Origin of the sequence: Salinisphaera sp. SPP-AMP-43 (assembly GCF_049568105.1) — a bacterium.
Classification (GTDB): Bacteria; Pseudomonadota; Gammaproteobacteria; order Nevskiales; family Salinisphaeraceae; genus Salinisphaera.
This window is the reverse complement of sequence record NZ_CP145335.1, coordinates 4030625-4044891: the sequence shown is the minus strand read 5'-3', so window position 1 is coordinate 4044891 and position 14267 is coordinate 4030625. Positions and strand designations below refer to the sequence as shown.

13 protein-coding genes are annotated in these 14267 nt (G+C 61.3%); 5 read left to right on the top strand and 8 right to left on the bottom strand.

The window, feature by feature from the left end:
* Positions 1–27: 27 nt before the first annotated feature.
* Positions 28–1035: an autoinducer 2 ABC transporter substrate-binding protein gene (locus tag V5738_RS17450; RefSeq protein ID WP_423822094.1), complete on the bottom strand. Its 1008-nt coding sequence runs from the start codon at positions 1033–1035 to the stop codon at positions 28–30.
* A 301-nt stretch (positions 1036–1336) separates the two neighbouring features.
* Positions 1337–2092 carry an SDR family oxidoreductase gene (locus tag V5738_RS17445; RefSeq protein ID WP_423822093.1) on the bottom strand — a complete coding sequence of 252 codons (756 nt, stop codon included), beginning with the start codon at positions 2090–2092 and terminating at the stop codon, positions 1337–1339.
* A gap of 91 nt (positions 2093–2183) precedes the next feature.
* On the opposite strand from V5738_RS17445, the gene V5738_RS17440 reads away from it, so the two are divergent.
* Positions 2184–3434 (top strand): GGDEF domain-containing protein, encoded by a 1251-nt coding sequence (locus tag V5738_RS17440; protein WP_423822092.1) that lies wholly within the window; start codon positions 2184–2186, stop codon positions 3432–3434.
* A 216-nt stretch (positions 3435–3650) separates the two neighbouring features.
* On the opposite strand, the gene V5738_RS17435 is transcribed toward V5738_RS17440, so the two are convergent.
* From V5738_RS17435 to V5738_RS17425, 3 genes are all read right to left on the bottom strand, one after another.
* Positions 3651–3944: a hypothetical protein gene (locus tag V5738_RS17435; protein ID WP_423822090.1), complete on the bottom strand. Its 294-nt coding sequence runs from the start codon at positions 3942–3944 to the stop codon at positions 3651–3653.
* A gap of 177 nt (positions 3945–4121) precedes the next feature.
* On the bottom strand, positions 4122–5327 hold the full coding sequence (locus tag V5738_RS17430; RefSeq protein ID WP_423822089.1) for an HlyD family secretion protein: 1206 nt from the start codon (positions 5325–5327) through the stop codon (positions 4122–4124).
* A 27-nt stretch (positions 5328–5354) separates the two neighbouring features.
* Complete coding sequence (locus V5738_RS17425; RefSeq protein ID WP_423822087.1) at positions 5355–6929, bottom strand: DHA2 family efflux MFS transporter permease subunit; 1575 nt, start codon at positions 6927–6929, stop codon at positions 5355–5357.
* Between the two features lie 275 nt (positions 6930–7204).
* Between V5738_RS17425 and V5738_RS17420 the strand changes: the two genes are divergently transcribed.
* A complete protein-coding gene (locus V5738_RS17420; protein WP_423822086.1) occupies positions 7205–7684 on the top strand; it encodes a hypothetical protein in 480 nt (159 codons plus the stop codon).
* A gap of 63 nt (positions 7685–7747) precedes the next feature.
* Here V5738_RS17420 and V5738_RS17415 read toward each other — a convergent pair whose 3' ends face one another.
* The gene (locus V5738_RS17415; RefSeq protein ID WP_423822085.1) at positions 7748–7903 is read right to left on the bottom strand and encodes an entericidin A/B family lipoprotein; all 156 of its coding nucleotides are present in this window, start codon (positions 7901–7903) and stop codon (positions 7748–7750) included.
* 437 nt (positions 7904–8340) lie between these two features.
* On the opposite strand from V5738_RS17415, the gene V5738_RS17410 reads away from it, so the two are divergent.
* The gene (locus V5738_RS17410; protein WP_423822084.1) at positions 8341–9219 is read left to right on the top strand and encodes a sulfotransferase family protein; all 879 of its coding nucleotides are present in this window, start codon (positions 8341–8343) and stop codon (positions 9217–9219) included.
* 97 nt (positions 9220–9316) lie between these two features.
* Here the strand turns inward: V5738_RS17410 and V5738_RS17405 are convergent, their stop codons facing one another.
* Positions 9317–9802, bottom strand: coding sequence for an Lrp/AsnC family transcriptional regulator (locus V5738_RS17405; RefSeq protein WP_423822083.1), 486 nt, complete (start codon positions 9800–9802; stop codon positions 9317–9319).
* Positions 9803–9964: 162 nt separating this feature from the next.
* On the opposite strand from V5738_RS17405, the gene V5738_RS17400 reads away from it, so the two are divergent.
* Complete coding sequence (locus V5738_RS17400) at positions 9965–11659, top strand: 2-isopropylmalate synthase (RefSeq protein WP_423822082.1); 1695 nt, start codon at positions 9965–9967, stop codon at positions 11657–11659.
* Positions 11660–12013: 354 nt separating this feature from the next.
* On the opposite strand, the gene V5738_RS17395 is transcribed toward V5738_RS17400, so the two are convergent.
* Positions 12014–12997, bottom strand: coding sequence for a 2-hydroxyacid dehydrogenase (locus tag V5738_RS17395; RefSeq protein ID WP_423822081.1), 984 nt, complete (start codon positions 12995–12997; stop codon positions 12014–12016).
* Between the two features lie 130 nt (positions 12998–13127).
* Here V5738_RS17395 and V5738_RS17390 point away from each other — a divergent pair, with 130 nt between their 5' ends.
* A complete protein-coding gene (locus V5738_RS17390) occupies positions 13128–14237 on the top strand; it encodes an AI-2E family transporter (protein WP_423822080.1) in 1110 nt (369 codons plus the stop codon).
* Positions 14238–14267 lie beyond the last annotated feature (30 nt).

The window sequence follows — 14267 nt, the reverse complement described above, 5'->3', positions numbered from 1 at the left end:
CCCGGTATCGGGCTCGGGGCGGGCGGTCTAGAAGTCCAGCTGGATATTGGACTTGTCGATCACCATCGGCGGCCCGAGCAGCAGGGTCTTGGTCTTGTCGTCGTACTTGATCTTATGATCGAGCCCCGGTACGTCGTTGACTGGCTTGAAGCTCTTGCCTTCAAGCAGCTGTTTGACGCCCCAGCCAGTCAGATAGCCCAGATCCACCGGGTTCCACAGCACCACCTTGTCGACCGTGCCGTTCATCACATAGGGCCGGATGGTGTTCGGGTCGGTGATGCCGGTGACCACGACCTGGCCTTTCTTGCCCGAGGTCAGCACCGCCTGGGCCGCGCCGGGCACGGAGGTGGTGTTCACGCCCACGATGCCATCCAGATCCGGATAGGCCGAGATCAGCTGATTGGTGATGTTGGTCGCTTTGGTCACGTCTTCGCCGCCGTACTGCACATCGACCAGCTTGATATCTGGATACTTGTCCTTGAGCCGCTGCTTCATGAACTTGATCCAGGTATTCAGGTTGCTGGCCGTCGGCCCGCCCGAGACGAAGGCGATCCGGCCCTTGGCCTGGCCTTTCTTGGCTTTGAGCTCGCTGGCCATGACGTCGATGACCTTATAGCCGAGCGCCTTATCGTTGACCTGGGAAACCCGTAGCTGGTTGCCGTCTGCTGCGACCTGGGAGTCGGTGGAGTAGAACACGATGTTGTTCTGGCGAGCTTTTTTGACCATCGGCCCGAAGGCGGTCGGGCTGTTGGCTGCGACCCCGATGGCATCGACGCCCTGGTTGATCAAGCTCGAGACGATATCCACCTGTTGGGCGACATCCGCCGAGCTGGGGCCTTGGTAGACCACTTTCATGTCGAATTGCTCGCCGGCCTTGTCCATCCCCTTCTTCATGGCGGCGAAGTAGGGAATACCGACCAGCTTGGGCACGAAGCCGACGGTGTACTGCTTGGCCCAGACCGGGGCACTGCAGGTCAGCGCCAGGGCCGTGCCGGCCAGCACAGCCCAGCGTTTATAGGATATGGAACGCAGCATGCAAATTTCCTCCGATCGCCATCGTATTGCTCGAAATCGATCTTTTTTTGTGTGGGATTTTCGATGCCGGGTTGTTATTGCCAATCCGGCCGTCCGCCCCCGCGGACTTCGGCCGCGCCGTTCGTGGCGTTGCTCTAGGGCGAGAATCTTTTAAAAGCGGCCTGTTGGCTATAAGGCGATAGTATGAGGGGGTATCCGATAGCAAAAAAGTATCGGTTACGTTGTGTTTTTTATTGCATATTGAAGCCGGCGGCTTTTGCTTGTGTCCTTATGCGATGTGGCAAGCCAGCCGGCCCAATGCTCAGGGCGTGATTTCCTTGCCGGCCCAGTCGAATACCCGGCCGCTGTGTTCGCGGTTCAGCTTGGCGATGACCCCCAGCAGGTGGCCGGCCGCGCGGTCCGCGCTCTGCAATTGCCTTTCGGGCACGTTCTTCTGGAACGGCTCGGACAGGTTGGTATCTACGGTGCCGGGGTGCAGGCCCACACAGATAAGGTTTTTAGAGCGACGGGCCAGTTCGATCGACGCGGTGCGTGTGAACTGGTTCTGGGCGGCCTTGGCGGCCCGGTAGGCATACCAGCCGCCATAGCCGTTGTCCGAGATCGAGCCGACCCGGGCCGACAGGCTGGCGATGATGGCACGCTCGCCGTGGGTCATCAGATCGTGAAAATGCTTGATCATCAATATCGGCCCGGTGGCATTGACCGCGAAGCTGCGGGCCAGATTGGCCGGCTCGATATCGGCCAGTCGTTTTTCTGGCCACAGACCGCGGTCATCGTGTAGCAAGCCGGCGCAGGTCATCATCAGATCCAGTCGTTCGTGGCGCTGGCCGAGGGTTCGACGGGCGTCGATGAGGCTGTCTTCGTCGGTGATATCCAACGGCTGCAGGTGCAGTCGCGATTCGCCGTAGTCGTCGCGCAGCGCGACCAGAGCCTGGCTGGCCTGTGGCTCGCGGGCGGTCGCGGTGATGACGGTCTGCTGGTCGGCCAGCAGACGCTTGACCAGGGCCAGGCCCAGGCCGCGGGCCGCGCCTTGGATCAGGATATGTTTCTGGCTCATATTTATTTTGGGCAATTATTTAGGTATAACGAGTATCCGTTTTACGCTACCCAAAGCCGGCGAGATGCTGTCGGAGAGGAGGTCTCGGTTCGTGCCACGTCCTGTGCCGGCGGATACATCACTTGAAGATCTGGCCTCACACGACAGTACCCGCTGGCGAAACAATGGTGCGACCGAGGCCAGTGAAGTCGATGTCAACGCTCTACGCACCCAGGCCGCGGGCGGATTTCGGCTGCTGCGTTTTGATGCGAACCTCGAAGGCCGCTTTCGATCCTATCTGCGCGAGACCGGCCGTACCAGCCGTTTGACCATGCTGATGCTCGCGGTGCCCGCGCTCGCCTTCGAGCCGTTGGTCGATCATCTATGGCTGAGCGTGCCGCCGGGGCTGATATCGATCATGGCCGGTTTGGACTGGCTGGTGATGATGCCGCTGCTGGTCGCGACCACTGTGATCGTGGTCTGGCGCAATACCTCGTCGCTGTCGGATTGGATGCTGGTGATCACGATGTTCGGCATCGCAGGAGCCATATCGGTCCAGCGCATGGTCGGCGTGCGGTACGGCTTTGATGTGCCGATCGAGATGGCGACGGCGCCGCTGTTGGCGGTATTGACGCTGGGCCGGATTCCATTTTGGCGCATGCTCTTGGTGGCGCTCGTGTTTCTGTTTGGGCTGACCTCGCTGGAGCTGACCATTCGACCGCCGCCGCCGTCGTCGCATTTCCATCTCTATACCGTGCTGGTGCTGGCGATTGTCGGGCTATGTGCTGGTTATTCGCTGGAATACTTCATGCGCTGGAGTTGGCTCAATAGCTCGCTGCTGCGTTATATGGCGCGCTACGATGGGCTGACCGGGCTGCTCAACCGGCCGGCGCTCGAGGCTCGGATCGAACAGGCCCACGAAGCGGCCCAGCGCGAAGGCCGCGGCTATGCCCTGGCCTTGATCGACATCGACCGCTTCGGCGAATACAACGATCACTATGGCCACCAGGCCGGCGATACAGTGCTCAGCGAGGTCGGCCGGCTGCTGTCGGCCGAAACCCGGGCGGCGACCGATGTCTGCGGCCGTTATGGCGGGGAGGAGTTCCTGGTGCTCTGGAGCGATACCACCTTGGAGGCTGCCCGCAGGCGTGCCTGGACGCTGTGTGAGTGCATTGCCGGTCGCGATATTGCCTCAGCGCCGCGCAGCGAACATGCCATGGTCACGGCCAGTGTCGGTCTGTGCTACGTCGCGCCTGAAACAGCACCGGAGGCGGTCAAGGATGCGATCGCCTGTGCCGATCGCATGCTCTATACCGCCAAGGCTGATGGGCGGCATCGTACCTGTGCGGTGTGTTTTGCGTAAAAGCCGGTTGATGGGCATGCGCGCTTGCACCGAGCCCGGTTTTGTAGCCGGCCGTCGCGTGTCGCGATCAGACGGCGCACTGGTATGCAGGCCGGTCGTATCCAGCGTGCTTGGGCCTGCCGGGAGTCGCACAGGTTTGGAAGCCGGCAGCGCCTCGAGCAAAAGGGCCGCACCTTTATGAGCGCTGCGCAGCGCGCCGATGGGCGCGCGCAGACCCTAGTGGATCAGCCAGCTTAAAATCAGAACGCCGGGAATACCGGCCACCGCGGCACTGATGAAGCGGCGAGCGAACAGCGAACGCAGCCCCGATAGCAGCAGAGCCACGCCGATCAGCAGGATCAGCAGCGAGATCAGGGTCGGATTGATGCCAAGCGCATCGCCCACCCCGCGATAAAAACTGTTGAAGGCCGTGCCGATATTCGTGAGCAGCCAGGCCAGCCCTTCGACCAGCAGTCGCAGGATATGGCCGATCTGCTCGCCGAGCCATTGGAACGGATTGTCATTGGCCATAGGGCACCCCGCGCAAGCAATGCGCGCAGTCTAGGGGCTGTGCTCGTGATGTGCGAGTGCGCCGCAGCCGGCGCCTGGGTCACGAGCCGGTACGGCGGGCAACACCGCTACAGATTGCGCCTGTAGCGGTGTTAGACCGCGGCCACGGCGGCTTCGATCCGAGACCGGGCGATGAGGTTACTGATCGTTGCCGGTGCCAGACCGGTCATTGGGCTCGACCTGGGGCTTGCGGGTCGCGATCGGTTGCTGCTGGGCCCGTTGGTCGGTGGTGCCATCGCCGGTGATGTCGATATCGACTTCAACCATCATGCCCGGCGCCAGCTCCGGCTTGGGCCCCTGATCGATAGCGATGCGCACCGGGATGCGCTGGGTGATCTTGGTGAAGTTGCCAGAGGGGTTGGGGTCGGGCAGCAGCGCGAACTGGTTGGTCGCAGCACCGCCGATCACCTGGATATGGCCGACATAGTGCGTGTCGGGGCGGGCATCGACGTGGATATCGACCGGCTGGCCGACTGCGAGATCATCGATCTCGGTTTCCTTGACGTTGGCTTCGATCCAGACGTCGTTGGGATCGTGCATCATCAGGATCGGCTGGCCGGCCGAGATATATTCGTTTTCCTCGATGAAGGTCTCGTCGACCAGGCCATGAATCGGGCTGGTCACGGTCAGATCGTCGATCGTGTTCTGTTGATGGGCGCGCCGGGCCTTGGCCTGTTTGAGCTGGGCTTTCAGCACCGACGGGTTGGTGATCTGGCCGCCGGACAACAGACCGGTCTTGGCGTTGGCGATCGCCACCTGGTCTTGCTGGACCTGGGCCTGGGCGCGTTTGTAGTCGGCCTGGGCAGACTGATAGTCGTAGCGATAGTTATCGCGCTGTTCTTGGGTGCCGCCGTGGGCTTCGTAGAGATTCTGGGCCCGCACATAGTTGCGATGGGTCTTGTTCATGCGGGCCTTGGCCGCATGCATGGCGGCCTGGTCGGCCTCCAGCATCGATTTGGCCGACTTCACGCCGCCGGCGATCTGCTGGTTCGACAGCTTGAGCTGGGCCTGGATATGGGCGATCTCGGCGTCGATCTCTTCGAGGTTGAGCTGGTTCGGCCGATTGTAGAGCTGGGCGATCTTGTCGCCCTGGGCCAGTCGGTCGCCCTCGATCAGGTTGAAGCCGGTGACCCGGCCGTCGAGACGGCTGGACACCGTAACCTCGTGCGAGGCCACATGGGCGTCGTTTTCGCTGACGTGGGTCAGGCGGTGGTACAGCCAGAACGCCAGCCAGACCACGATCACCAGTGCCGCGATTACGATCGCGACGAACTTGATCTGGCGTTTGCGGCGTGAACCGATGCGCGGCGCCTTGTTATGCGAAGAGTCTTTTGTGTCGGCCATAGTCTGAATCGATCGGATCGGAAACGGTTAATCGGTCTGTGAACGTTTGGCCGTACTGGCCTGCATTCCCCAGCGCGACAGCAGATACGAAGGGATGATCACGGACGCCAAAGCCGCCGAGACCATGAGAAAACAATCCTGGTAGGCATAGATGGTGGCCCATACGGCATCTACGTCGGATAGCAGATGGCGGGCCGCGGCATCCCGGTAGACATCGGAGGTGCCGGTGCGCTGGACAACATCGCCGTAGTACTTCAAGGCCGACTGGGCCATGTCGTTACCCGGGGTCAGCCCGTGGGTGAGCTGGTTGCTGTGCAGCATGGTGCGGCGGTCGACCATCGCCACCAGCGCGACCGTGCCGAACGCCCCGCCCAGCTGCAGGGCGAAGTTGATGGCGCCCGCGCCATAGCTGATCAGGCGCGACGGCAGGGCCGCGATCGACCGGCTTAGCGTCGGCGGCGGCACTGTGGCCATGCCGGTGGCCACCAGAGCCATCGACAGGGCCAACGAGAAATACGAGGTGTTCCAGTCGGCCTGGGCAAACCGCCAGGCAGCGAAGGACGTGACCGCAATCGCCGGTACGGTGATCCAGTGCGGGGGTACGCGGTCGCTGAATTTGCCGACCAGCGGCACGAATACGGCCAGCACCAGGGTCGAGGGGGTGAATAGCTCGCCGGATGTGACCGGGCTGTAATGCAGGATCGCGTCCATGAACTGGGGCAGCAGATACATCACGCCGTAAAAGGCGCCGCCAAACAGAAACAACACGATCGAGCCGGCCAAGAACTCCTTGGTCTTGAAAATATCGAGATCCAGGATCGGGCGTTCCTGTCGCGGCTCCCACCAGATGAAAAAGATCACGCCCACCACTGTGATCGCCTCCAGCCAATGGATCATGGCGTTGTCCCAGCCCCAGCGCTGGCCGTTGGCGATCGCGGCCAGGATCGAAAAGATCGCTACGAACAACACGCTCGCGCCGACCCAGTCGAGCTTCGGTCGGGGGCCGGTCTCTTCGCGGTCCGGCAGAAAGATCGCCCCCATCACAATGGCCACGCAGCAGATTGGCAGCACCACGAAAAATACATAGCGCCAATTGAAATCGTGGACCAGAAACCCGCCGACCACGCTGGCCAGGGTCAGCGGCAGCCCCAGGCTCATGGCATAGATTGCGGTGGCCAGTCCGCGCCGTTCCGGCGGATAGACCATGAACAACGCTTCCAGCGCGACCGGGCGGATGATGCCGGTCATGGCTCCCTGGATAACTCGGGCAGCGATGATCATGCCCATGCCGGTGGCCCAGCCGCCCATGAACGACGCGAGGATGAACACCACCAGCAGCCCGATATAGGTCTTGCGCTGGCCGAATGCCGCCATCATCCAGGGGGCGATCAGCAGAGTGACCGTGGTCGCTGCCAGAAAGCCGGTCGATAGCCACTGAACCTGGGAAGCACTCATGCCGAATGCCCCCCGGATATAGGGCGTGGCGACATTGACGATCGTGATCGACATGCCAAGCGCAACCAGGCCGAGCAATACCGTGATAGTGACGTACAGACGATATTTCGGCCCGTAGCGTTCAAACATGGCCTCGACCTGGGTCATGATGCTCCGGGCGGCAGTTAGGCGATAGACGAATCTGTGCAGGATACAGAAAATACCCGGTGTATGCTCAATGCATCTTGTAACGCGAGGGCACCTGCTGGGGCGTTGTGACTCGAAATCAAGCGTGGACGGGCGAACACCGCCGACTTGGAAGCCTTGGCGGCGCCGCGCTAGCGGCGATCGCGATGGCCTTGGTCGTGGCGGGCTGTGCGCATCGGGCGACCGAGACTGGCGTGGCCGCATCAGCATTCTCGAGTCCGCCTTATGACGTGCACATGGTCTACCCCGCGGATCTGACCGCGAGGCAGGGGTTTCAGGCTGGCTATTTCCTCGATCGACGCTGGAACCCGGATGCCCAGGCCGGTGTACCTGGCGAAGGGCTATTGACGCTGACCCTGCCGGGCTCGAACAAGCTCATGACCGCCCAGCTACGCCTTGGGGCGAGTGATGATCGTCAGGCGCTCGACGAATGCCGCCTGCCCGAGGAAGGGCAGGCAGGGCCTGACGCATCGATCGTGATCGACGGCGTGGCCTTCAAGCGCCGCGATACGGCGGATGCCGCGATGAATCATTTCCTCGCGCGGCATGCCTATCGCGGCGTGGCCCGCGGCCACTGCTATGCGCTCGATCTGATCGTCGACGGCAGCAACCCCGGGGTCTATCCCGACCACCCAACGCCGCCAATGACCCGACAAAAGGCCTTCAAGCGGCTGACCGCGCTATTGGACGGGCTGGCGTTCGCCGAGCAGCCCTAACCAAACGCGTAGTTCGTCGGCGGCTTTCGTTCTAGGGCAGAACGGCGGTCTATGAACAGACGTCTATTCGTCGCCTTCCGGCGTATGTTTTTCGGCGCTGTTCTGGATGCCTTCTCCGGCGTTTTTGATGTCCTTGCCGGCGCCGGCAACGGTGTTGCAGCCGGCTAGCACCGTGCTGGCAGCCAGAATCAGCAGCAGGCCAAGCGTTGTCTTGTGCATGTTTATTCTCCGTAAAGTGCAAAACTGCGGTGCAGCGCGCATCGGCCGGTTGCGGCCCAAGCTTGAATTTAGCACTCGTCTGTATAAATGGAAGCTGAAGACAGATGCCCGCAGGCGCATCGACGGCAGGCTGCCGAACAGGCGCTCGCTGCTGTTTGCCGATATGCCCGGGCCAGTCCAGGTGGCTGTGTTGCCCAGGCTCGGGATTGTTTGGCCCAGGGCCGGTCGAGCCATCGCAGCCCTGCCGAGCGGCTTAGGTCATATCGTGTGAGCCACCCCCAAGGCCAGATATTCCTTTTCTGCGTAAACCGGCATATCGTCGTTGTTGTACAGCTTTCGACTATTGCCCTGGGATCGTGGCGCCGGGCACAGGCGACAGCCGTTCAGTTGGTGACTTGGGGGCAGTCGTGATTCGTCGCTGACAGGCGGGGTGCATCATGGAGTTCAAGCTGGATATCGCGATCGTCGGTGCACAGAAATGCGGCACGACGACGTTATTCTATATCTTGTGTACCCATCCGCGGATTGCCGGTTGTACGCCGAAGGAGCCGCATTATTTCAGCTTGGCGCTCGAGCAGCGGCCGAGCCTGGATAGCTATCGAGGCCTATTCGGTGACTGGCAGCACCGGCTAACGCTCGATGCCTCGACGAGCTATACCTTCTCGCCCTGGGTGAACAATCGCACCTGGGAAGCGCTGCATGCGCACAATCCCGATATGAAGATGTTGTATATCGTGCGGCATCCGGTCGAGCGCATGGTTTCGGCGTATATGCATCTGTTCGAGCGGGGCTACAGCGATGAGCCAGATTTGCGCTCGGAACTGAAAAAAGATGCCAACATTCTGGTCACGACCCAGTATGCCAGCCAAATCCGTCCGTTCATCGATGCATTCGGGCGCGATCAGGTCGAGATCCTGTTTCTGGAAGATCTGGTCCAGCACAAAGACACGGTGATCGATCGGTTGGCAGATTTCCTCGCGCTCGATGCGGCAGGTTTCGGCCGGGAATCAATTCACGCCAACGATTCGATTGCCGAACAGAAGCCCCATATCAAGTACGACGACCCGGGGCTGCTGTATCAGGCCATCCAGCGCTTCGTGCCGGGGCTGTGGTGGCGCCTGGTCGATAATCGTCATCGCAGCTTCGCGGCCCGGCCGCGGGTCGATGCCGAGCTCGAAGCCGATCTGCTGGCGATGCTCGATCTGGAGATCAGCGAGTTGGAGCGGCTAACCGGCCGATCGCTGGCACATTGGCGCACCCCGAAGCTTGCCGTGCCCGTTGCCGAACGGCCGCAGCCATTTGATTTGGCCGGCTGAACGCGCCTGTCGCGGGCCCGTTTGGGCCTTGCTTTGCCGTGTGGTCGGGTGTCGCGGCATGGTTTGGCAAGCAAGGAGATAGGGAATCGGCGCCGTTTTATCGTGGTGGCAGGACCCGATCGTGGAGTACGCGCCGTAGCACGAAGCTCGAATGCACCCCGGATACGCCGGGAATACGGGTGATGTGCTGCAGCAGCAGGCGTTGATAATCGTCCATGTCGACCACTGAAATACGCAGTAGGTATTCGGCTTCCTGGCCGGTGATTAATAGACATTCCTGGACCTCCGGCAGCTCGGCGACCCGCGCCTCGAACTGTTCGAAGCGTTCCGGCGTGTGCTGGTCCATCGAGATCATCAAGACCACGTTCAACCCATAGCCGAGCTTGCGGTCGTCGACCGTAGCCCGGTAGCCGGTAATCAAGCCGGCAGCCTCGAGGGCGCGCACCCGTCTCAGGCAAGGCGAAGGGGAGAGATTGACCCGCTCGGCCAAAGCCTGATTACTGATTCGACCTTCGGTCTGGAGGATTTCTAGAATCCGACGATCGAAACGGTCGGGAAATTCGCTATTGCGGTTATCGGCCATGGTATAGGTATTTTATTTCAATAATCGCTTTTCTGAAGCAATAATCTAGCGCGCGGGTGCGATCTGGCGCCAGCCTTGGCAATCATCTGCGGTAGTTAAGCGCGTATCATGGACCCCATCGCGGCCCATAGAGCCGGCGTTCGTATTCGACGGAGTAACACCATGTCTCGATTCGACCATCGCAAATACAAACCGGCGGCACGGGTGACCGGTTTCTCCCGCACCTGGCCCGATCGCGAGATCACCCAGGCCCCAATCTGGGTCAGCGAGGATCTGCGCGACGGCAATCAGGCGCTGCTCGAGCCGATGACGGTCGAGCAGAAACAGAAGATGTGGCGGTTGCTGATGGATATCGGCATTAAGGAGGTGATGATCGGCTTTCCCTCGGCCAGTCAGCACGACTACGACTTCGTGCGCTGGTTGATCGAAGAAGATCAGATCCCGGAAGACGTGACCATCGCCGCGCTGACCCAGTGCCGTGATCACCTGATCGACAAGACCTTCGAGTCGCTGGAAGGCGTGTCCCGGGCGATCATTCATCTCTATAACTCGACTTCGACCATCCAGCGCGAGCGGGTGTTCGAGATGGATCAGCAGGGCATTATCGATATCGCCGTGGCTGGCACCAAGCGGGTCAAGGAAAACGCGCAAAGCCGGCCCGGCGTGCACTGGCGCCTGGAATACTCGCCAGAGAGCTTCTCCCAGACCGAAACCGACTTTGCGGTACGCATCTGCGAAGCGGTAATGGACGTCTGGGGGCCGACGCCGGACGATCGGATCATCTTCAACCTGCCCAATACCGTCGAGCAGGTCGGCCCGCATCACCATGCCGACCAGATCGAGTATTTCTGCCAGCATGTAAAAAACCGCGATTCGGTGATCGTATCGGTGCATACCCATAACGATCGCGGTGGTGCGTTGGCTGCGGCCGAGTTGGCGATGCTGGCCGGCGCCGAGCGTGTCGAAGGCTGTCTGCTGGGCAACGGCGAGCGCACCGGCAATATGGACATCGTGGTACTGGCGATGAATCTCTACGGCATGGGCGTGGACCCGGAGTTGGATCTGTCCGATCCGGACGAGATCATCAAGGTGGTACACGAGTGCACCGGCATTCCGTTACATCCGCGCCACCCCTGGGTTGGAGAGCTGGTCTACACTGCATTTTCTGGTAGCCATCAGGATGCGATCCGAAAATCGCTGCGCAAGCAGGGGGATGACGAACCCTGGCAGGTGGCTTATCTGCCGATCGATCCGCGCGATATCGGCCGCGACTATCAAGCCGTCATCCGGGTGAACAGCCAGTCCGGCAAGGGCGGTATGGCCTTCTTGCTGGAGCGCGATTACGGCATCAACCTGCCGCGCTGGATGATGCTGGCACTGGCTCCGCATGTGCAGGGTGAAAGCGAAAAGATTACCGGCGAACTGGGCTCGCCCGAGATTCGCAATCTGTTGTTCGCGCACTTCGATCGCCAGGCGCCGATCTCGCTAGTCGACTACAGCGTACGCCGGGCCGGCGAAGGCCAGAAGGTCTCGGTCACCCTGGCGGAGGACGGAGCCGAGTTCACTCTCGAAGGTGAAGGTAACGGGCCGTTGTCGGCTTTCGTGAACGCTTGGAATGCATACACGGGCAGCGAAATCGCGATCGCTGACTACGCCGAGCACGCCCTGTCGACTGGCTCGGATGCCGATGCCATTGCCTTCGTGCAATTGAAATCCGGTACTGTCCGCATCCCGGCTGTGGCCGAGGACGCCGATACCCTATCGGCTTCGATGAAGGCCATCATCAGCGGTATCAACCTGTCGCGCGAGACCGACGACACCGGCCAGCGCGGCGGCCTGACGGCGCTGGCCAGCTAGCGCCTGGCGACTCAGCCGCGGCCCGAGCCCCGATGAGTGTCATCGGGGCTTTTTTGTCTGCAGATCGACGCGGTTTATGTCGGTTCATACCGATCAGCTCGATTGATTCAGGGCATGTCGCCGGTATCGAACGCGAGCGCAAATCAGTATCGGATGCACTCGAAACCGCCCAGCCCCTGATTGGATAAGCGGCCGCTCGGTTTGTCTGCTCTTGATCGGCGGAAAAGCGGCGTCGGTCGGCGGACAAACGTCGTCAACAAACGCAGCCGCAGCCGCCGGTCGCCCGGTGGTACCAGACGTTCCCCTGCCTTGCCAGCAGGGGCATATTGACCGCGGGCGAAGACGGCGCGCCGATCAGCGCTCGATATCAGCTGCGTTGTAGCAGGCCGGCATTGGTGTGCCTTCTAAGCCAGCGATCAGATTATCCACGGCCAGCCGGGCCATGTCGTGGCGGGTATCGAAGGTTGCCGAGCCCACATGCGGCAGGGCCACGACATCGTTACGCCCGATCAGCGGATGATCCGGGCTGACCGGTTCGTTTTGGAACACATCCAGCCCGGCCGCGCGGATCCCGCCGGCGTCGAGGGCAGCTACCAGCGCGTTTTCGTCGACTACCGAGCCGCGGGCGATATTGATGAAGATCGCATCCGGCGACATCCGCTCGAAGGCGTCGGCATTGAACATATGCTCTGTGTCCTCGGTACCCGGCACGACGGCACAGACGAAATCCGATTCGGCCAGCAGGGTATCGAAATCGACATAGCGCATGCCGATTTCGGCCTCGGTATCCGGTTTGCGTGAACGGTTGTGGTAGACCACTTCCATGCCGAAACCAAAGGCCGCGCGGCGGGCGATCGCCGCGCCGATCCGGCCCATGCCGACCAGCCCCAACCGTTTATGGTGAACATCCACGCCGAACTGGTCGCGGCCGACCGGGGCTGTCCACTGGCCGGCCCGTACCCACTCGGCCAGTTCCACCACCCGTCGGGCGGTGGCCAGCAGCAGGGTCATGGCGGTATCAGCTGTGGTGTCGGTCAGTACATCGGGGGTATGCCCTAGGGCGATATCGCGCGCGTTCAGAGCGGCTACGTCATAATTGTCGACACCAACGGACACGCTCGACAGCACTTTGAGACGCGCGGCGCGCTCGATCAGATCGGCGGACCAGGGCATGTACACGCCGATCGCCCCCTGAGCCTTGGCCAGGGCGTCGTCGAAGCCTGGGGCGCTGGCCGGATCGGCATAGCCTGAAAAGTCGGCCAAGTCGTAGCGCTCGGCCAGTCGGGCTTTCTGGTCTTCGGGTAGGCTGTTGGAAAAGATCAGAACGGTCTGGGTCATGACGGGCAGGGCCGGGTTTAAAGCCGCAATCTAGCCTTTGGCGCAGCGGTGGCACAAGTCAACCGTGGCGCCCGCCCGGGCCGGCGGGTATTTTGAGCTGTATAAGCGCAGACATCGCAAGGGAGAGTGAATGTCGCAACCCATGACGACCTCGGACGAGGTATCCGAGCAACCCACCCTGCAGCTGTTTTCGCGCCCCTTGAGCGTACGCTCGATCGTACTGTCGGCGCTGTTGATTCTGGCGCTGGGTTATACCCTGTACTTCGCTCGCTTTGTCTGTATCCCGATCGCCCTGGCCCTGCTGCTCAATATGCTGCTCGGACCGCTGGTGACCTGGGCCCAGCGCCGGCATGTGCCGCGTAGTCTGTCGGCGTTTCTAATCATTGCCAGCTTCGGTGCGGTGGCTGGCTACGGGATCTATATGCTGACCGGGCCGGCCGAGTACTGGATCAATCGTGCGCCCCAGGCGTTTTCCTCGTTCGATCACAAGACCAGCGAACTGCAGCAGCAGATCCAGAACATGAACGAGAGCACGAAAGAGCTCAAACAGGCTGCGACCAAGCTGATCGGCAAGGCCAGCGAGCAGACCGTCCAGATCAACGACAAGGGACTGCGCTCGCGCATCGTCACCAATCTGCAATGGACGGGCAGCATTTTGGTGATGACGCTGATCATGCTGTATTTCATGCTGGCCAGCCACGGTTCGCTGTTCAAGCAGTTGATGCTGTTGATGCCCTCGGCCCGTAGTCGATCCAATGCAGTACGCATCGTGCGTCATCTGCAGGCCGATATCAGCCGCTATCTGGCTACCGTGACTCTAATCAATATCTCGCTGGGGGCCATCGCCAGCCTGGTGCTGTGGCTGATCGGCCTGGCCGACCCGGTGCTCTGGGGGGTGGTCGTGGGGGTATTCAACTTCGCCCCGTATATTGGTGCAGCGATATCGCTGGGGTTGATCACGCTGGCGTCTTTCGTGACCTTCGATACGTTGTCGCATGTGGTCATGGCACCTTTGGCAGTGTTCGCGCTCAACGTGCTCGAAGGCAATTTCATTACCCCACTGATCCACGGCCATCGCTTCGCAATGAGTCCGTTGATGGTATTCGTGGCACTGTTCTTCTGGGGCTGGCTATGGGGCGTGGCGGGCATGCTCATGGCGGTGCCCTTGCTGCTGGTGTGTAAGGTCACCTGCGACCATATCCAGGAATTGCGACCGTTTGGGCGCGCGCTGGCGCGCTGAGTCAGAGCCAACGAAGGGCGTGACAGCTGC